This window comes from Porphyromonas sp. oral taxon 275 (genome assembly GCF_018127745.1).
GTDB lineage: Bacteria > Bacteroidota > Bacteroidia > Bacteroidales > Porphyromonadaceae > Porphyromonas.
The window spans coordinates 567,348-586,450 of the sequence record NZ_CP072333.1 but is presented as its reverse complement, the minus strand read 5'-3'; the positions used below and the strand labels follow the sequence as shown (position 1 = coordinate 586,450).

The following is a 19,103-nucleotide window of genomic DNA, read 5'->3' as shown; positions in this document are numbered from 1 at the left end:
TGATCGAAGGGCACACTTGCCTAGCTTTGTGCGATTAACGCGCATGCTTCAAGCTATGGAACTCCCTAGCCTCATCAGCAGCCTCAGCCCGATCGACGAGCATCAGCCAGGCAGCCCTCAGGCCTCGGCGCAAGGATAGATCATCGCTTTTGCAGCTTAGGGGACTTATGTGCGGGGCTATTGGCTGGGGACTTCGGCGAGATTCGATAGAGAGCTCGGCGGGATTCGATAGAGACTTCAGCGCGAATTGTTAGTATCTTTGCGCTATATGAATCTAGCGCAACTACAGACAGGACAGCGAGCAGTCATCCTACGTGTCGGTGGCTCTGGAGCCTTCCGCAAGCGCATCCTAGAGATGGGCTTCGTCCAAGGCAAGGAGATCATGGCCGTACACAACGCACCGCTCAAGGATCCCATATACTATAAGATCCTCGACTACAACGTATCCCTGCGACGCAAGGATGCCCAGCGTATCGAGATCCGGCCCCTAGAGGCCCTCAGCACGAGCCCCACGAGTGAACCCGAGGAGGAGCTCTTCCCCGCCCCCGAGCTGCACAGCCTGCAGCGCATGGACGGCCGTGGCTCCGAGACCAAGAAGCTACCCACACTGCGCGTCGCCCTCGTGGGGAATCCCAACTGCGGGAAGACCTCGCTCTTCAACCAAGCCAGCGGAGCGCACGAGCACGTGGGCAACTACAGCGGCGTCACCGTCGAGGCCAAGGTAGGGCACATCTACTACGGCGGCTACCGCCTGGAGCTGATTGACCTGCCCGGTGCCTATTCCCTCTCCCCCTACAGCCCCGAGGAGCTCTACATCCGTCACTACCTGACGGGCGAGGAGCGTCCCGACCTCGTGCTCAACGTCATCGACGCGACCAACCTCGAGCGCAACCTCTACCTGACCCTCCAGCTGAAGGAGCTCGGGCTGCCGGTCATCGCGGCGCTGAATATGTACGACGAGTTCCTGCAGCGTCGGGAATGGTTCGACTACCCACGCCTAGCGACCCTGCTGGGCGTACCGATGATCCCGACAATCTGCCGAACTGGGCTGGGGCTCGAAGCACTCTTCGACGAAGTCATCAGCCTAGCCAAGGGACTCAAGGAGGGCGATGAGACGCTGCTCGCAGCAGAGACGGGCAAGCTCCGCCCGCTACGTATCCCCTACGGACCGCTCCTTGAGCCCATCATCGAGGAACTGACGGAGAAGGTCCAGGAGCACTCCGAGATCAAGGATCCCATCGCTGCGCGCTCGATCGCAATACGCCTCCTGGAGCGGGACAAGGATACCGAGCAGGAGCTACTGGCACGTCACGCCCGCGGAGGCTTCCTCCTCTCGGCACGTGACTACGCCCTGCACAAGCTGCAGGAGCACGCCAGCGAGGAGGCCGAGGAACTGATCACGGATGCACGCTACGGCTTCATCTCGGGTGCGCTCAAGGAGACCTACCGCCCCAAGCACCGAGGCGAGCGCACGCTGACCGATAGGCTAGATGACCTGGCCACGAGTCGTCTGTGGGGCTTCCCTATCTTCCTCGGGCTGATGATCACGATGTTCTTCGTCACCTTCTCCCTCGGGCAGTACCCTATGGACTGGATCGAGGAGGGAATCGGCCTCCTCGGCGGCTGGATCGGCAGCCAGATGAGCGCAGGACCACTGCGTGATCTGCTAGTTGATGGCATCATCAAGGGCGTAGGCGGCGTCACCGTCTTCCTCCCGCAGATCGTCCTACTCTACCTCTTCATCTCGCTGCTGGAGGACAGCGGCTATATGGCGCGTGCGGCCTTCATCATGGATCGACTGATGCACCGCATGGGGCTGCATGGCAAGAGCTTCATCCCGCTGGTTATGGGCTTCGGCTGCAACGTCCCCGCCGTCATGAGCACGCGTATGATCGAGAGCCGCAAGAGCCGTCTGATCACGATGCTGGTGCTGCCCTTCATGAGCTGCTCGGCACGTCTGCCCGTGTACATCCTGCTGGCGGGGGCCTTCTTCCCCGTCCCGTGGCAGGCGACGCTCGTGCTCTTCTCCCTCTATGTCATCGGGGTACTGGTGGCCGTGCTCTCGGCTCGACTGCTGAAGACCGTAGCCTTCAAGGGCGAGGATATCCCCTTCGTCATGGAGCTGCCGCCCTATCGTCGCCCCACGCTGCGCTCGGTAGCTATCCACGTATGGATGCGAGCACAGCAGTACCTACAGAAGATGGGTACCGTCATCCTCGCGGCCTCCGTGATCGTGTGGTTCATGAGCTACTACCCCAGGCAGGAGCAGGCACGCCAGCAGGTGGATCACCAGATCGAGCAGCTGGAGCAGAGCGAGCTCGCCCCCGAGCTACGTCAGGAGCGCATCGACTCGCTGGAGCACGCCTTCGCCACCTTCCATCAGGAGCAGTCGATCATCGGGCGTATCGGTCAGGTCTGCGAGCCAGTCATCCGTCCGCTGGGCTTCGACTGGAAGATGGGGGTAAGCATCGTGTCGGGCTTGATGGCCAAGGAGGTCGTCGTCAGCACCATGGGCGTCATCTACACAGGCGTAGGGGAGGATGACGATGCAGCTATCGCCCAGCTCTCTACACGCATGCAGCAGGAGCGGCGCGCGGATGGTAGTCCCTCCTTCACGCCGCTCATCGCCTACAGCTTCATGCTCTTCATCCTGCTTTATTTCCCCTGCATCGCGACGCTCATCGCCATCGGGAGGGAGTCGGATGACTGGCGCTGGGGGCTCTTCGCAGCCGTGTATTCCTGCGTCGTGGCCTGGCTCGTATGCTTCGCTGTCTACCAGGTGGGACAACTTTTAGCTTAGCTCCGTGCTTTATTTATCATGGTACAGGAATTTATTGTCTTCGCCATCGTCGGCGTCGTCCTCTTCTTCATCTTCCGCTCCCTATGGCGCATGCTGCGTCCACCCAAGGGAGGGCAACGCGGCCCAGGATGTACGGGCTGCTCAGGTAGCTGTGGCGGCTCTTGCTAAATCAAGGAGCTAGCCGCAGCACATGCACATTCTAAGCATTGATAGCCTATGATACTAGATATACTCTACTTCGTCCTCGGGGTCGGCCTGATCATCGGAGGAGCAAATTACCTTACCGAGGGCGCCTCGACGCTCGCTCGCCGCTTCGGCGTATCGCCCCTAGTCGTGGGGCTCACCATCGTAGCCTTCGGCACCTCCTCTCCCGAGCTCATCGTCAGCCTTACCTCAGCCCTCAAGGGCAGTGCCGACATCTCGCTGGGGAATGTCGTGGGGAGCAACCTCTTCAACGTCCTAGCCATCGGAGGGGTCACCGCCCTCGTTGCCCCGATTTCCATTACACGCGGTACGCTGAAGCGTGAGATACCGCTGATGCTGCTGGCGAGCTTCGTCCTCTCCTTCATGGTGCTGGACCGAGTCCTCGATCCTACGGCGACGGCCAATATGATCACCCGCAGCGAGGGACTGACGCTGCTGGCCTTCTTCCTCATCTTCCTGAGCTATACCTTCGCCATCGCCAAGAGACGCCCTGGAGATCCCCATGAAGTGAGCGATAGCCCGAATAACTATCCTCTGTGGCTGCAGCTGCTCTTTATCTTCGGCGGGCTAGCGGCACTGGTCTGGGGCGGGGATCTCTTCGTCTCCTCGGCCTCGTCGATCGCCAGTGCCCTCGGGATGAGCGAAAGCTTCATCGGGCTGACCATCGTAGCTGCGGGCACCTCACTGCCCGAGCTCGCCACCTCGGTAGCAGCCGCACTGAAGAAGCAGCCCGAGATTGCCGTGGGGAATATCGTCGGCTCCAACATCTTCAACATCTTCTTCATCCTCGGTACGACGGCCACCGTACAGCCCATCCGTGCTGGCGGCATCGGGGTGCTTGACCTCGTGGTCATGACGGCAGCCGCGCTACTTCTCTATATCTTCGCGCTACTCTTCGGCGACAAGGTCATCAAGCGCGGCGAGGGGTTCATCCTCCTCTCCTGCTATATCGCCTACACCATCTACCTGATCACCCAGCTCTAAGGGTCAAGACAAGCGACACACCACGTACAGGACAGTAGCTATGGAACAGCTCTACACCGCATTCAGCCCCGAGGAAGAGGCGCTGATCGAGCGCGAATACCAAGCACTCATCTACGACTACGTCAACTCCCCGCACCGCAAGAAGACGGAGATCATCGACCGAGCCTTCCGCCTGGCGCGGCATGCCCACGGCCTCGTACGCCGCCGCAGTGGCGAGCCCTACATCCTGCACCCCATCGCCGTGGCGCGTATCGTGTGCAAGGAGATCGGGCTCGGCTCGACCTCTATCTGCTGCGCCCTGCTGCATGACGTGGTGGAGGACACCGAGTACACGGTGGAGGATATACGGCATCACTTCGGTGACAAGATCGCCCAGATCGTCGAGGGGCTGACCAAGATCTCAGCCCAGCAGGTCACGCAGCCGATCGACAGCCTGCAGGCGCAGAACATCCGCAAGCTGCTGCTGACCATAGGCGACGATGCCCGTGTCATCCTCATCAAGATCGCCGACCGCCTGCACAATATGCGCACGCTCTCCTCGATGAAGCCAGAGAAGCAGCTCAAGATCGCAGGTGAGACGGCCTACTTCTACGCTCCACTGGCTGATCGCCTGGGGCTCTTCTCCATCAAGACAGAGCTAGAGGACCTCTCCTTCCGCTACGAGCACCCCGAGGCCTACCGCGAGATACTGCGTAAGGTACAGGAGAGCGAGGCGGGACGTGAGGATCTCTTCCAGCGCTTTGCCGAGCCGCTCAAGGCGCGCTTCGATGCCATGGGGCTCGTCTACGAGATGAAGGCGCGGGTCAAGGGCTGCTTCTCCATCTGGCGCAAGATGCAGACCAAGGGCATCCCCTTCGAGGAGGTGTACGACCTCTTCGCCGTGCGTATCATCTTCGACAGCTCGGACGGCTACCCCGAGAAGAACCGCTGCTGGGACATCTACACCACCATCACCGAGACCTACCGCAACCGCCCCGAGCGCCTGCGTGACTGGATCTCCACCCCCAAGGGCAACGGCTATCAGGCCCTACACCTGACCGTCCTCGGCCCCGACGCCCAGTGGGTCGAGGTGCAGATACGTAGCCAGCGGATGAACGAGATCGCAGAGCAAGGGCTGGCCGCCCACTGGCGCTACAAGGGCAACGAGGTCGAGGAGGATCGCGAGCTGACCATCTGGCTAGACACCATCCGCGAGGTACTCAATCACCCCGACAGCGAGGGCATGGAGTTCCTCGACACGGTGCACCTCAGCCTGCATGCCAACGACATCACGACTTTCACCCCCAAGGGGCGCACCATCACCTTGCCCATACAGGCCAGCGTCCTGGACTTCGCCTACGCCGTGCACACCGACCTGGGCGACCGCTGTATCGGCGCTAAGGTCAATCATAAGGTCGTACCCATCTCCCAGGTGCTGACCAACGGTGACCAGGTGGAGATCCTGACCAGCCGAAGCGTACGCCCCGAGCCGAGCTGGCTCGACTTCGTCACCACAGCCTACGCCAAGGTCAAGATTGAGACGGCTCTACGCCGCCACCAGCGCGAGCTGGTCACCCGCGGCGAGGAGCTGCTGGAGGCCGCGCTAGCCGAGACAGGACGCCCACTCTCCTCCGACATCATCAATAAGCTCACGCACCTCTATAGCTTCGACCGTCCCGACACGCTCCTGCGGCATATCGGGGACGGGAGCTTCTCCCTGCCGCAGGACCTAGACGCCGTACTGCGTGGCAAGGGCGAGGGACGGCTAGGACGTGTGTCGCGTGCCATCGGAGGGCTCTTCAGCTCAGGCCGCGACAAGGGTACTAAGGGCAGTACAGAGACCGAGGGCCAGGAGCACGTCGACCACAGCCACCGCTTCGAGCTCACCGAAGACGGCTACGGCATACGCTACCGTATGGCCCCCTGCTGCCACCCCATCCCTGGGGACGATATCCTCGGGATCGAGGACGGATCAGGCAAAGTCGTGGTGCACCGCAGCAGCTGCCCCGAGGCCACACGCTACAAGACGACTCAGGGCGACCAGCTACTTGCCCCCGTATGGGGTGCGCAGCATAGCCCCCTCTTCGAGACCAGCATCGTCATCGGCGGGATCGACAGCCGCGGGCTGCTCAACGCGATCACGCAGGTGCTGCTCGAGGACTTCAAGGTCAGCATCACCGCGATCCAGATGGCAGCGAAGGATGGCGTCTTCGAGGGCGTCATCAGCCTGCGCACGCTAGGCGTCTCCCAGGTCGAGGCTATCTGCGCCCTACTGCGACGCAACGAAGCCATCCACGAGGCCTACCGCCTCTCTGAGCTCAGCGAGCGTCCCTAGGCCCTGAGCTTAGGGACGCCCTCCCCTCTCCCTATAATACTATGAGCACCGCCCCAGAGCACCGCCCTATACACGTCATGGCCAAGGCTGCAGGCGCTGCCTGCAACATGCGCTGTGACTACTGCTACTATCTCGACAAGGAGCGCCTGTACAAGCAGGACGAAGACCCGACGCCCCGCACGATGATGCCCGAGGACTTCCTCGAGCGCTACATCCGTCAGTACATCGAGGCACAGCCCAAGGATACCCCCGTGACCTTTACGTGGCATGGCGGGGAGGCACTTTTGAGGCCGCTCTCCTTCTACCGCAAGGCCATCGAGCTGCAGCAGCGCTACGGCGAGGGACGTCTCATCGAGAACACGCTGCAGACCAATGGGCTCCTCGTCAGCAAGGAGTGGTGCGACTTCTTCCGTGAGCATCATTTCCTCGTCGGGATCTCTCTGGACGGGACCAAGGAGATGCACGACCGCTACCGCAGGACGGTCTCGGGCCTCCCGACCTTCGAGCGCGTCATGCGTGGCGTCAAGCTACTGCAGGACGGAGGTGTGGACTTCAACATCCTTGCTACGGTCAATCGCTTCAACGCTGACGAGCCGCTGGAGTTCTACCACTTCCTCAAGGCCATCGGCAATCCCTACATCCAGTTTGCTCCCATCGTCGAGCGCTTACGCCCAGGGGCTAAGCGCCACGCCTTCGTCGAGGCTCCCTTCATCACGGAGCGTCCCGAGGAGCGTGAGCTGCACGGGGATGATGAGGTGATCCTTGCCCCCTACAGCGTCCAGCCCGAGCAGTGGGGCTACTTCATCACCACGATCTTCGACGAATGGGTACGGCAGGATGTGGGGCGCTACTTCATCCAGCTCTTCGACGCGACGCTAGCCAACTGGGTGGGCGTCCCCCCTGGGGTGTGCATCTTCACCTCGGAGTGCGGGCACGCTGCCGCCCTCGAGCATAATGGCGACCTCTACAGCTGCGACCACTTCGTCTACCCGCGCTACCGCCTCGGCAATATCGCCGAGCAGCCCATCCGCAGCCTTATGGACCAGCCCGAGCAGCTGCGCTTCGGCCGAGCCAAGCGCACGGGGCTCACGCGCCAGTGTCAGGAGTGCGAATACCTCTTCGCCTGCTGGGGCGAGTGTCCCAAGAACCGCTTCGGCTACAGCCTCGAGGGCGAACCCGGGCATAACTACCTCTGCAAGGGCTACTACCAATACTGGGATCACGTCGCTCCCTACATGGACTATATGAAGGCCTGCCTCATGCAGGAGCTCCCTCCCGCCCAGGTCATGCAATGGGCACGAATGCAGGATGGACGCAATACTTAGCCTTACTAAAACACAAGATTTGGTACTTTGCGAGAAAGTATTTACCTTTGCAGCGCAAACGAGAGATAAGCACGCTGAAAGGCTGACAAAGTCTCGAGTGAAGCACCGCGGGATGTAGCTCAGCCCGGTTAGAGTACTCGTCTGGGGGGCGAGTGGTCGCTGGTTCGAATCCAGTCATCCCGACTGAAGGCATCGATAGCAACAGCTGTCGATGCCTTTTGCTTTTTACCCACAACGATCGGCCCACAAAGGAAGACCCCTCCTCTCCGACACTACACAACACTATCCTAGTAAAGGCTGGCGGAGCTCCGCCCTCCCTGGAGCACCTCGCACCAAAGGCCTCAGCCACCCTCCCGCATACGCTCGAGGAGCTCCCCCACCCTGCAAATTGTAACAAAATGCTATATCGTAGGAAAGTTTCGTACTTTTGTAGAAAACGAACCACAGCAAATAGCAAGATTCAGAGTCCCAATGAAGAAGTTGAACGAACTAGACCTAAAGATCCTGCGTCGACTGACCGTGAACGCTCGTGTCCCCCTACGCAACGTGGCAGAAGGGGAGAACAGCTCGCGCTCCTCCGTCAACCAGCGCCTGCAGCGCATGATCGAGAATGGCATCATCACTGGACTGAAGTACCACGTCAGCCCCAAAATGCTAGGTTACAACACCTGCACCTTCGTCGGCGTTCGCCTGGAGCGCGGATCGCTCTACAAGGAGGTAGCGGCCCTGCTGGAGCGCATCCCCGAGATCGTCGAGTGCCACTACACGACGGGTCCCTACACCCTGCTCATCAAGCTCTACGCTACGGACAACAACGACCTCATGCGCATCCTCAACGGCACCATCCAGGAGATCCCTGGGGTCACAGCCACGGAGACGCTCATCTCGCTGGACGTGAGCTTCGAGCGTAGCATCCACATCCCCAATCAGCCGCCCCAATAGTCCGAGACACGATGGAGGATAGCGCGAACCTCCGCTCCTTCAGCCTCAGCGAGCTCCTCCGCTCGGTGCGACGCTGCATCGAGCACACCTACCCGACACGCTACTGGGTACGTGCTGAGGTGAGCGACCTAAGGCGCTCTGGCGCGGGAGGCCATGGCTACCTCGAGCTCCTAGAGAAGGGAGCTGGGGGCGATATCGTCGCGCGCGTACGCGCTACTATATGGAGTACAGCCTACCAGCAGATCGAGCGGGCACTCGCCCAGCAGGGGCTAGGCAGTCTCAGCTCGGGGATGAACGTGCTGGCGCTGGTCAGTCTCAGCTACCACGAGCTCTATGGACTAAGCCTTAACATCGCCGACATCGACCCCCGCTACTCCCTCGGCGAGCTCGCACGCCTCCGACAGGAGACCATAGCCCGCCTAAAGCGACAGGGGCTCCTCGAGATGAACAAGGAGCTGGAGCTCCCCGAGCCGCTGCAGCGTCTGGCGATCATCTCCTCGCCCACCGCAGCGGGCTACGGGGACTTCATGCGGCAAATCGAGGCCAATAGCTACGGGGTCAAGCTCTATACCGCCCTCTTCCGTGCGCAGATGCAGGGGGAGCAGACGACGGACTCCATCCTCTCAGCCCTCGAGCGTATACTTAGGTACCAGGAGCACTTCGACGCCGTGGTCATCATCCGAGGCGGGGGCGCCGTCAGCGAGCTGCGCGCCTTCGACGACTACCGCCTCTGCGAGAGCTGCGCCCAGTACCCCCTCCCCATCATCACCGGTATAGGCCACGAGCGAGACGTCTCCGTCCTCGACCTGGTGGCCCATAGCTCGTTCAAGACACCGACGGCCGTCGCTAGCTACCTCATCGAGGGGCTTGCGACCGAGCTAGGACGCGTCGCCTACTGCAGCGAGCGCCTACCCCGACTCCTAGAGCGCCTCTCCCTGGGGCGCGGCCAAAGCCTACAGCTACTGAGCAGCCGCCTGCAGCAGACTGCACAGCGCAGCATCGCTCGGGCACAGTACAGCCTCACCCAGCAGCAGTCGCAGCTAGGCCTACAGACCCAGGCCACCCTACGCCGAGCGGACTTCCAGCTGGGACAGCTTGGGCGCCGCCTTCCCGATCTACTTCGCCTACGCCTACAGGAGGCCCATCAGGAGCTGCACCGCCCGCTGCTGCGCCTTCCACTGCTACTCGAGCATCTACGCAGTCGCAGCTATCAGCAGCTAGAGCACTACGAGCAGGCGATACGGCTCTCCCACCCCGACAACATTCTACGGCGAGGCTTCAGCATCGTCAAGCGCGCTGGCCAGATCCAGACCTCGGCCAGCGAACTGCGGAAGGGCGAGGAACTGGAGCTCTGCTTCTACCAAGATTCAATACGCGTACGCGTAGAGGGCTAGCCCCCAAAGCGAAGCCAGCACTGAGGCCTCTACTTCCACCCTCCCCTTAGGAATAGCGAAGGGACGCACAAGCCCCAGCAAGGCTCCGAGCATAAGGGGAGCACTCTTGAGGGGTATCAGTGCGGGCGCTGAGGGACGTCAGTGACACGCGTGAGGAATACCTGTGACGAGGCTGAGGGATATCCCTCAGGGAGCTGGGGCAAGGCTGTCACTTCGCTGCGCCTTCTCCTAAGCTGTACCCAAGCCCCCTCGCCCACCGAGCTCACAGCCTGCACCTCGGGGAGCCTCCGACAGCTCGACGCAGGCTAGCGCTTTACCGTGACGGAAGGGCTCTCCCAAGGGCTACTTCCCCAGCACTTAAGGCAAATGGAGCGTCCCGACTAGAGCAAGCACTCCAATGCCTTGCAGTCTCGGCTTTATTGTATACATTTGTGAAGTGATTCGTCACGGAACTCATCGATCGCAAGATCCACACCCACAAGCACCAGGATGCATACAGACAACTATTGCGTCATTATGGGCGGCGGCGTAGGTAGCCGCTTCTGGCCCTTCAGTCGCGAGGCGAAGCCTAAGCAATTCCTAGACATCTTCGGCACGGGACGCACGCTCCTACAGATGACCTATGACCGCTTTGCGCGCGTCATCCCTCGGGAGAACTTCGTCGTCGTGACCAACGCGCGCTACAAGGCGCTCGTCCTCGAGCAGCTCCCCGAGCTACAGGAAAGTCAGATCCTACTGGAGCCGATGCGGCGCAACACCGCTCCCTGCATCGCTTGGGCTAGCTACCACATCCAGGCCAAGAACCCTAAGGCCAACGTCATCGTCACCGCGGCAGACCACCTCATCCTCCACGAGGACCTCTTCGTCGAGGCCATCCGCAAGTCCTTGGCCTACGTGGCAGCCCACCCCCAGCTGGCGACCCTCGGGATCCGTCCCTCACGTCCAGAGACAGGCTACGGCTATATACAGACCGTCGGGGAGCCCGACCAAGAGTTCTACAAGGTGAAGACCTTCACCGAGAAGCCCAATAGCGAGATGGCTCAGGTCTTCTTCGAGAGCGGAGAGTTCCTATGGAATAGCGGGATGTTCGCCTGGAGTATCCCCAGCATTCTAGAGGCCTTCAAGGAGTACCTTCCTAGCCTCACCACGCTCTTCGAGGAGGCTAAGGACTGCTTCGCCACACCTAGGGAGCAGGAGACCATCAGCAAGGTCTTCCCCGAGTGCCCCAATATCTCCATCGACTACGCCGTACTCGAGAAGGCGAGCAATGTGATGGTGCTGCCGGTAGACTTCGGCTGGGCAGACCTCGGCACCTGGGGCTCGCTCTACAGCCTCAAGGATAAGGACGAGCAGGCGAATGTAGCCCTACACACCGAGGTGCTCTTCTACGAGGCCAGCGGCAACATCGTCTCTATGGACGGCACCCAGAGCGAGCGTCTCGTGGTGGTCCAGGGGATCGACGACTGCATCATCTCCGAGAGCCAGGGCGCCCTGCTCATCTGCAAGCGCGACCAGGAGCAGCGCATCCGCGAGTTCATGAGCGAGATCTCGCTCCGCTTCGAGAAGAAGTTCGACTAAGCTCCCACACCGCAGATACTACAGCGAAGCCCCCAGCCCCAGCAGCTATACTCCGACGAGTAGAGCCGCTGGCGCTGGGGGCTTCGATCATTACAGCTAAGAGCAGGGCACAACCGAAGTGCCCCATGCCTTGTTTTGCTTACAGAGGGATCATTCAGCTCCTGCCCTCATCCTAACTGCAGCGATCTAGGCTAGGACAAGCCTACTGCAGCCCCTCCCAAGTGGAGCTACACACTATATATATAGCTACAAGATCATGATAGCAACAGAGATCAAGGACTTCGGTCAGGTCATCAAGGAAGAACACTTCAAGCTGGTACACGTCAACCTCCCCCAGGGGAAGGTCATCCCCGCACACGACCACCTCGACCACGAGATATACTTCACCATCGTCCGTGGTGAGGTCAAGACCATACTAGACGGCGTAGAGGAGCACCGCCTCAGCCCTGGGACGGTACTCAGCTTCCCAGGTGAGGCAACCATCTCCATCGAGGCGCTCGTAGATAGCGAGTTCTTCGTATCCCTGGTCAAGCGCCCCTAAGAGCAGCGAGCATGGAAGATATGAGGAAGCACCTCCCTGAGGTGGATATGGAAAAGCTCAAGCGCGTCCTTGACATCAAGGCGCGCTATCTGGCGGGGCAGCTGAGCCTCTCGGAGGCACAGGCCGAGCTACGCCAGCAGGTCAAGAAGATCCGCCCCTATGAGCTAGCGCTGGCGGAGCAGGAGCTGAAGACCTTCGAGGAGGATGAATGCCGCAAGGAGGACATCCAGCAGATGATGCTGCTCTTCGACGGGCTGCTCGACACGGGACGCCCCGAGCTCGCCCCCGAGCACCCCATCATGTGCTACTACCGCGAGAATGACGAGATGCGCAAGTGGCTCAAGGAAGTCGAGCGCCTCGCCCCCTATCCCGTCATCAAGAACGAGTGGCTGGGGCTCTACGACGAGCTGCAGAAGTGGCGCACACACCTCTCGCGCAAGCAGAACCAGCTCTACTCGATCCTAGAGCGCAAGGGCTTCGACCGCCCGACGACGACCATGTGGCTCCTCGACGACTTCGTCCGCGACGAGATCCGCGATGCGCGCCGCCTTCTGGAGGAGGATCAGGATGAGGCCTTCATCGCCGAGCAGAAGACCATCGTCGCCGACGTGCTCGACCTGATGCAGAAGGAGGAGACCGTCCTCTACCCCACTTCGCTGGCGATGATCAGCCCTCGGGAATTTGAGGAGATGAAGGCTGGCGACCGAGAGATCGGCTTCGCCTGGATCACAGTGGGGGCTAGTGAGCAGCCCAAGGCAAGTGCCCCCACGCAAGAAGAGGCCTCAGCTACAGGCTTCGCAGGCGAACTGGCTCAGCTCCTCGGCAAGTACGGCTTCGGCGGTGGTTCCAGCCCCGATCAGCTACTCGAGCTAGCCACAGGGCAGATGACGCTTGAGCAGGTCAACCTCGTCTACAAGCACATGCCCGTGGACTTCTCCTACGTCGATGAGCAGGAGATCGTACGCTTCTACACCGATACGGAGCACCGCGTCTTCCCCCGCAGCAAGAATGTCATCGGCCGCGATGTCAAGAACTGTCACCCCCGTACCAGCGTGCACCTGGTCGAGGAGATCATCGAGAAGTTCCGCAGCGGGGAGCAGGACTCGGTAGACTTCTGGATCAATAAGCCTGGGCTCTTCATCTACATCTACTACGTCGCCGTGCGCGATGCCGAGGGACGCTTCCGCGGCGTCCTGGAGATGATGCAGGACTGCACACGCATCCGTAGCCTCGAGGGCTCGCGCACGCTGCTGACTTGGGATAAGAGCAATAAGGAAGCGAGCAAGGGCCAGGCTGAGGCAGCTCCCGCAGCTGCGCCCGAGGTAGCCCACGAGCCAGAAGAAATCTGCCCAGAGCCCACCCCTTCTACCTCTGAGCTCCTGGAGCTAGGCCCCGAGACGCGCCTCAAGGCGCTACTGGAGGCTTACCCTTGGCTCAAGCAAGCTCTCCCAGAGATCAACCCAGCCTTCAAGATGCTCTCCTCGCCCCTAGCGCGTATCATGATCCCCAAGGCAACGCTGGCGATGATGAGCGAGCGTAGCGGCATGCCACTCGAGGAGCTGCGTGCAGCCATCCTCCAGCGTATCACCCAGCATCAGGGCTAGGCTCTCTTAGCCCTCCCTAAACGAACATCGCCCCCTGTGACCATCGGGTCACAGGGGGCGATGCCTTATCGAGACGCTGCGTGCAGCGTACTTTACTTGCGTAGATTAGAACTGATAGCCTACAGAGATATTAGTCGTGAAGAAGCGTGAGGTGCCGACATTGACCAGTGCCTCGTGTGCGCCCTTGACCTGACCCATAAGGCTCGTGTCGAAGCCCACGCGTAGGAAGGCCTTGCGATACTTGTAGAGGAGACTCACCCCTGCACCGACGTCCATGCGGCGGAAGATCTTCTGCTTGTAGAGATTGACGCTCTCGCCATGACCAGAGAGCTTAGCGCTGAGACCATAGGCTACGTAGGGAGCAGCGTTGATATAGAGGTGCTGCTTCTCGTCGAACTCAGCCAGCATCAGCGAGACTTCGAGAGGGAGCTGCAGCGCATAGCTACTTACTTCGTAGGGATCCTTCTGAGTAGCCAGCAGCGAGCCTTGCTTCTCACCACGTCCCAGGAGATAGAGCCCAGGGTTGAAGCTCAAGGCAGTCCCCTCAAAGGGCATCACGACGCTCCCCCCAACGCGGAAGCTCACGAACTGCTTCCCCTTATCCCCGTTCATCCCAAGGCCGAGAGCTGAGATCTTAGAGAATGTAGTACCGACCTCAGCACGGTAGTTCAATGGGCCCAGGACCTGGGCTGACATGCTGGAAGCCCCGATGAGGAGCCCAAGGGCTAGGAGCCCAAGTTTCTTAACACTTACCATTTGCATATTATTACGATTACACTTACCTGGTGCAAAGGTAACTAAAAGTCCCCTTGCTATCAAACAGATAGCCTGCCGCCCCCAAGACGTAGCCTTACGAATACTAGTCAAAAATCATTATATTTGCTCCATCACAAGCAGGAGGGCAGAGCCCTCTAGTCAGACGACAGCGTATGAGCAAGCATGCATTCCGTGGGCTAGGAGTAGCCCTCGTCACCCCCTTCGACGGGCGAGGAGAGGTAGACTATCAGAGCCTACGTACTCTACTCAACCACCTACTGAAGAATCAAGCGACGGACTTTATCGTCGTCCATGGGACGACGGGGGAATCCCCTTGCTTGACACGCGAGGAACGTGATCAGGTCACCCGCTTCGTAATAGAGGAGGTGGCTGGACGCTGCCCCATCATGATCGGCCTCGGGGGAAACAACACCAGAGAGATCGGGCAGCGCATTGCAGACCTCGACACCGAGGGTATTCAAGGAATACTCTCCGTAGTCCCATACTACAACAAGCCTTCCCAGGAGGGCATCTATCAGCACTTCGCCCACCTCGCTCGCTGCAGCCGTCTCCCCATAGTCCTATATAATGTACCCGGGCGCGTAGGGGTCAATATGGCCTCCGACACGGTCGTACGCTTAGCTCGTGACTTCGACAACATCATGGGGGTCAAGGAGGCCTCGGGCTTCCCTCAGCAGGCAGGACAGATTACCTCAGCTGAGCTTCCCGAGGACTTCGTAGTCCTCTCAGGGGATGACGCCCTCAGCGTCGCCTTCATGCAGCAGGGTGCTCAAGGAGTCATCTCTGTAGTCGGTAACGCCTTCCCCCAGCTCACCTCGGAGCTCATCCATCTGGCGATGGAGCAGAAGTATCCCGAGGCGGACATGATACAGACCGAGATGCAGCAGATCAACACCCTACTCTTCCAGGAGGGGAACCCCGCAGGAATCAAGGCCCTCCTCCTAGAGATGGGGCTCATCGCAAGTGAGCAGCTGCGCCTTCCTCTAGTTCCCGTCAGCGAGGAGCTCAAGACCAAGCTAGGCCAGGCAGCCCAGAGCTTGATCCACTACGAACAAGGACGGAGAGGCTAGCACAAGGTAAACCGTGAGCGAAGAGCTAATCGAGATAAAGGATAGCTACTGGACGATAGCGGGCGAATCAGAGGGCAACTACTCCGAGAAGCGGAGCAAGTTCCTCGCCTTTGCCTACCACGTCACGACTGAGGAGGAAGCGCTAGCACACGTCGCCACGATCCGCGGCCTCTACTACGATGCGCGTCATGTCTGCTGGGCCTATCGCCTAGGACCAGATGGCGGCACGACCCGCGCCAACGATGATGGAGAACCCTCGGGGACGGCTGGGAAGCCCATCCTAGGGATCATCACCTCACTAGGACTAACAGAGATCATCGTGCTCGTAGTTCGCTACTTCGGCGGAGTTAAGCTGGGGACCAGCGGACTGATCGAAGCCTATCGCGAGGCAACACTAGCCGCCCTCGAGCCCGCCGAGCGAAAGGAATGCATCCTCACCGAGGAGATCGAGCTCCACTTTAGCTACGAGCTCATGGGGCTCGTCATGCGCCACGTCAAGGAGCTCGAGGCTGAGGTAAAGGCACAGGACTTCCGCGAGAGCTGTATCCTCCGCCTCCAGCTGCGCCAGGCCAAGATCCCAGAGCTAGAGCAGCGGCTCGGAGCCATCTACGGCCTCACTATCAAGCAATCAAGCAAAGACTAACTTCACAGCGATCGGCTCTGCTTCGTGCCCTCGCATCCTAATATATAGGCTTACATGGCAAGCAATAAAGAAGAAGAACTTAAAGAGGTCCTCTACGACACTGAGGCCTTGAAGCGCAAGTCGGTCTCAGGATTCGGCTGGGCCGTACTGCAGCAGGGCTTGGGGCGTATCATTAGCTTCACGGTCATGCTGCTCCTGGCTCGCTTCCTGACCCCAGAGGACTTCGGAGCCTTGGCAGCCGTGGCGATCTTGACCGACATAGCGCGCGTCCTATCGGATGGCGGCTTCGGAGCCTCACTGGCACGCAGCCCTGAGGTCGATGAGCGCGATATCAATAGCGTCTTCTACTTCAACCTCGCGATGAGTGGTATCTGCTACCTCATCATCTTCGTTGCCGCCCCCTGGATTGCCGACTTTTTCCATGCCCCGAACCTTGTTCCACTGATGCGCGTTCAGTCGCTCAGCCTCATTCTCGGAGCTTTAGGGACCATACAATGGATCCTAATATGGCGTGCCATGAACTTCCGGGTCCAGACCTGGTCAAGCGCTAGTTCGACCCTCGTTGGTGGGATTGTAGGCTGCACCATGGCGAATCTAGGCTACGGCCCCTGGTCCTTGGTGGCGCAGGAGCTTTCACGTGCCTTCACCTTCATGGTCTTCAACTGGTACGCCTCTTGGTGGCGCCCCAAATTAATGTTCAGCGTACCGCACTTCAAGAAGCATTTTGCCTTCGGGTCTCGTATGGCAACAGCCCAAGTACTGACTGTAGCCTACGACAAGGTATCCACCATCTTGATTGGACGCTTCTTTAGCCAACGGGAGCTAGGCCTCTTCAATCAGGCAAAGACCTTCGAAGCAGTACCTGTAGGGATCATCGCCGATCCAATCAATCAGGTGACAGCCCCGATATTTGTACGGATACAGGATGATATTGAGCGTCTCAAGTCTGGGTACCGCCGTGCTCAGCGGCTCCTCTTCCAGCTATCTACTCCGGTAATGCTGGCCTTGATCGTCCTGGGTAAACCCCTCTACCTATTTCTCTTCGGAGAGAAGTGGCTAGACGCAGCCCCATTCTTCCAGGTTCTATGCGTTAACGGTATCCTACGACCGATCAACAACTACAACATCAACGTAGTCCAAGTGAAGGGGCGCAGTGATCTCCACCTCAAGCTAGACATCATCCGTAAAGTAGTTGAATTCGGAGCTATGCTAGCCGGGCTATGGTTTGGCGGAATTTATGGTCTCGTTTGGGCCCTAGCAGTAGCACAGGTCTTCAATCTCTTCATCAATACACGCTACTCGGGGCAGCTCCTTCACTTCCCGCTGCGCGAGCAGCTCGGCGAGCTCTTCCCGCTCTTCCTCCTGGGGCTAGTCTCTGGAGCTCTAGTCTGGCTCCTCGACACGTTCCTCATGGCGGGCTGGGCACCCTTCTGGCGTCTGGCTCTAGGCGGAGTGACCATGGCCGCGAGCTACGTCGCGCTCCTGTGGCTCTTCTCTCGCGAGGATCTACTCTACATCTGGGACTACGCCTACCATCATATCCTCAAGCGTCCTAGCAAGGCTTCCACAAGCACGCCCAATGAAGACTAAAGAAAGCAAAGAAAAGATAGGATCCATCCCCGAGCCCACCCTGAGGCGCCTCCCCTGGTACCTATCCTTCGTCAAGCTCCTCCAGACCGAGGGGCATCGCTACGTATCCTCCCCTCGCATCGCCTCTGGGGTCGGCGTTGATGCAGCGCTCGTCGCCAAGGACCTCTCCTATGTCAAGCTCCAGGGCCGTACACGTGTCGGCTATGAGACGACGGCCCTTATCGAGTACCTCGAGGAATTCCTAGGCTTCACCCAGCGCCACCGAGCCTTCCTCATCGGCGTGGGGAGTCTCGGCTCTGGACTGCTTGCGGACAAGGGACTCAATCAGTTCGGGCTCGAGGTGCGGGCAGGCTTCGACGTCGCCCAGGAGCTCATTGGGACAGAGGTCGCAGGCGTCCCCGTCCATCACATCGACGAGCTGGCCTCACGCATCCAGGCCGAGGAGATCAAGATTGCCATCCTCACCGTCCCCATCCTGCAGGCGCAGCTCATGACCGACCGCCTCGTGCGAGCGGGCATCAAGGCGATCTGGAACTTCACCCCCTTCCGCATCCAGGCGCCAGCTGACGTCGTCGTACAGAACACCTCCATGTACGCACACCTCGCTCTCATGTTCACCCGGATGAAGGCTGCTGGCGAGCGCCAGGGACAAGGTGAGGCATGAAAATCCTAGGTGTAGGCTTCAACTATCGGGAGCACACGGCCGAGGCAACAGACCTAGGGATAGGTCTCCCTCATCAGCCCGAGCCCCTCTTCTTCCACAAGGGCGATGCGCTACTCAAGCAGGGCATGCCCTTCTTCCTGCCCGACATGGGCTCTAGGATCGACTACGAGGCTGAGCTCGTGGTACAGATCTGCCGCGTGGGCAAGTGCATCGCCGAGCGCTTCGCCCACCGCTACTACCAGCACATCACCTTAGGTATCGACTTCACCGCACGCGATCTGCAGCGAGCAGCCATCGCGGAGGGGAAGCCTTGGCTTAGCGCGAAGGTCTTCGACGGCTCCGCGGTCGTCGGGCACTGGATTGACAAGGATACGCTTGGCTATCCCGAGCACCCCATCCCCTTTGCCCTAAGGCACAACGGCCTCGAGGTGCAGCGCTCCGACTCCAGCTGCATGATCCACAGCATAGACAAGCTGATCGCCTACATCAGTCGCTACCAGACGCTGCGCATGGGCGACCTCATCTTCACCGGCACCCCTGTGGGCACAGGCCCCGTAGCCATCGGGGATCACCTCGAGGGCTACCTCGGGGAGGAGCGCGTGCTGGAGCTCGCGATCAAGTAGTGCACTTTTCGTATCTTTGCGCCGTAGTCTAGAGCGCCTTAGCCCCATGG

Annotated in this window: 16 protein-coding genes and 1 tRNA gene; 16 read left to right on the top strand and 1 reads right to left on the bottom strand. The window is 60.0% G+C overall.

The window, feature by feature from the left end:
* Positions 1-268: 268 nt before the first annotated feature.
* From feoB to J4862_RS02280, 11 genes are all read left to right on the top strand, one after another.
* Positions 269-2,800, top strand: a complete 2,532-nt coding sequence (gene feoB / locus J4862_RS02330; protein ID WP_211789137.1) for a ferrous iron transport protein B — start codon at positions 269-271, stop codon at positions 2,798-2,800.
* An 18-nt stretch (positions 2,801-2,818) separates the two neighbouring features.
* The gene (locus J4862_RS02325) at positions 2,819-2,968 is read left to right on the top strand and encodes a FeoB-associated Cys-rich membrane protein (protein WP_211789136.1); all 150 of its coding nucleotides are present in this window, start codon (positions 2,819-2,821) and stop codon (positions 2,966-2,968) included.
* 48 nt (positions 2,969-3,016) lie between these two features.
* Positions 3,017-3,988 (top strand): calcium/sodium antiporter, encoded by a 972-nt coding sequence (locus tag J4862_RS02320; RefSeq protein ID WP_211789135.1) that lies wholly within the window; start codon positions 3,017-3,019, stop codon positions 3,986-3,988.
* A gap of 40 nt (positions 3,989-4,028) precedes the next feature.
* Positions 4,029-6,302: a bifunctional (p)ppGpp synthetase/guanosine-3',5'-bis(diphosphate) 3'-pyrophosphohydrolase gene (locus J4862_RS02315; protein ID WP_211789134.1), complete on the top strand. Its 2,274-nt coding sequence runs from the start codon at positions 4,029-4,031 to the stop codon at positions 6,300-6,302.
* 41 nt (positions 6,303-6,343) lie between these two features.
* A complete protein-coding gene (locus J4862_RS02310; RefSeq protein WP_211789133.1) occupies positions 6,344-7,627 on the top strand; it encodes an anaerobic sulfatase-maturation protein in 1,284 nt (427 codons plus the stop codon).
* A 108-nt stretch (positions 7,628-7,735) separates the two neighbouring features.
* Positions 7,736-7,810 (top strand) — tRNA-Pro (locus J4862_RS02305).
* 288 nt (positions 7,811-8,098) lie between these two features.
* Positions 8,099-8,569, top strand: a complete 471-nt coding sequence (locus tag J4862_RS02300; RefSeq protein WP_211789132.1) for an Lrp/AsnC family transcriptional regulator — start codon at positions 8,099-8,101, stop codon at positions 8,567-8,569.
* Positions 8,570-8,580: 11 nt separating this feature from the next.
* On the top strand, positions 8,581-9,963 hold the full coding sequence (gene xseA, locus J4862_RS02295) for an exodeoxyribonuclease VII large subunit (protein WP_211789131.1): 1,383 nt from the start codon (positions 8,581-8,583) through the stop codon (positions 9,961-9,963).
* Between the two features lie 489 nt (positions 9,964-10,452).
* Positions 10,453-11,541 carry a mannose-1-phosphate guanylyltransferase gene (locus tag J4862_RS02290; protein ID WP_211789130.1) on the top strand — a complete coding sequence of 363 codons (1,089 nt, stop codon included), beginning with the start codon at positions 10,453-10,455 and terminating at the stop codon, positions 11,539-11,541.
* A 256-nt stretch (positions 11,542-11,797) separates the two neighbouring features.
* A complete protein-coding gene (locus J4862_RS02285) occupies positions 11,798-12,082 on the top strand; it encodes a cupin domain-containing protein (RefSeq protein ID WP_211789129.1) in 285 nt (94 codons plus the stop codon).
* A gap of 11 nt (positions 12,083-12,093) precedes the next feature.
* Complete coding sequence (locus tag J4862_RS02280; protein ID WP_211789128.1) at positions 12,094-13,686, top strand: PAS domain-containing protein; 1,593 nt, start codon at positions 12,094-12,096, stop codon at positions 13,684-13,686.
* A gap of 105 nt (positions 13,687-13,791) precedes the next feature.
* Here J4862_RS02280 and J4862_RS02275 read toward each other — a convergent pair whose 3' ends face one another.
* Positions 13,792-14,442 carry an outer membrane beta-barrel protein gene (locus J4862_RS02275; protein WP_211789127.1) on the bottom strand — a complete coding sequence of 217 codons (651 nt, stop codon included), beginning with the start codon at positions 14,440-14,442 and terminating at the stop codon, positions 13,792-13,794.
* A 173-nt stretch (positions 14,443-14,615) separates the two neighbouring features.
* Here J4862_RS02275 and dapA point away from each other — a divergent pair, with 173 nt between their 5' ends.
* From dapA to J4862_RS02250, 5 genes are read left to right on the top strand one after another with little or no spacing between them, the layout of a single operon-like run.
* The gene (gene dapA, locus J4862_RS02270) at positions 14,616-15,533 is read left to right on the top strand and encodes a 4-hydroxy-tetrahydrodipicolinate synthase (protein ID WP_211789126.1); all 918 of its coding nucleotides are present in this window, start codon (positions 14,616-14,618) and stop codon (positions 15,531-15,533) included.
* A gap of 13 nt (positions 15,534-15,546) precedes the next feature.
* Positions 15,547-16,176, top strand: coding sequence for a YigZ family protein (locus tag J4862_RS02265; protein WP_249107437.1), 630 nt, complete (start codon positions 15,547-15,549; stop codon positions 16,174-16,176).
* Between the two features lie 54 nt (positions 16,177-16,230).
* Positions 16,231-17,766 carry a lipopolysaccharide biosynthesis protein gene (locus tag J4862_RS02260; protein WP_211789125.1) on the top strand — a complete coding sequence of 512 codons (1,536 nt, stop codon included), beginning with the start codon at positions 16,231-16,233 and terminating at the stop codon, positions 17,764-17,766.
* Entirely contained in the window at positions 17,756-18,430 is a 675-nt protein-coding gene (locus J4862_RS02255; RefSeq protein WP_211789124.1) for a redox-sensing transcriptional repressor Rex, read from the top strand. Before J4862_RS02260 ends, J4862_RS02255 begins: the two co-directional genes overlap by 11 nt.
* Complete coding sequence (locus J4862_RS02250) at positions 18,427-19,053, top strand: fumarylacetoacetate hydrolase family protein (RefSeq protein WP_211789123.1); 627 nt, start codon at positions 18,427-18,429, stop codon at positions 19,051-19,053. The genes J4862_RS02255 and J4862_RS02250 overlap by 4 nt, the downstream gene beginning before the upstream one ends.
* Positions 19,054-19,103 lie beyond the last annotated feature (50 nt).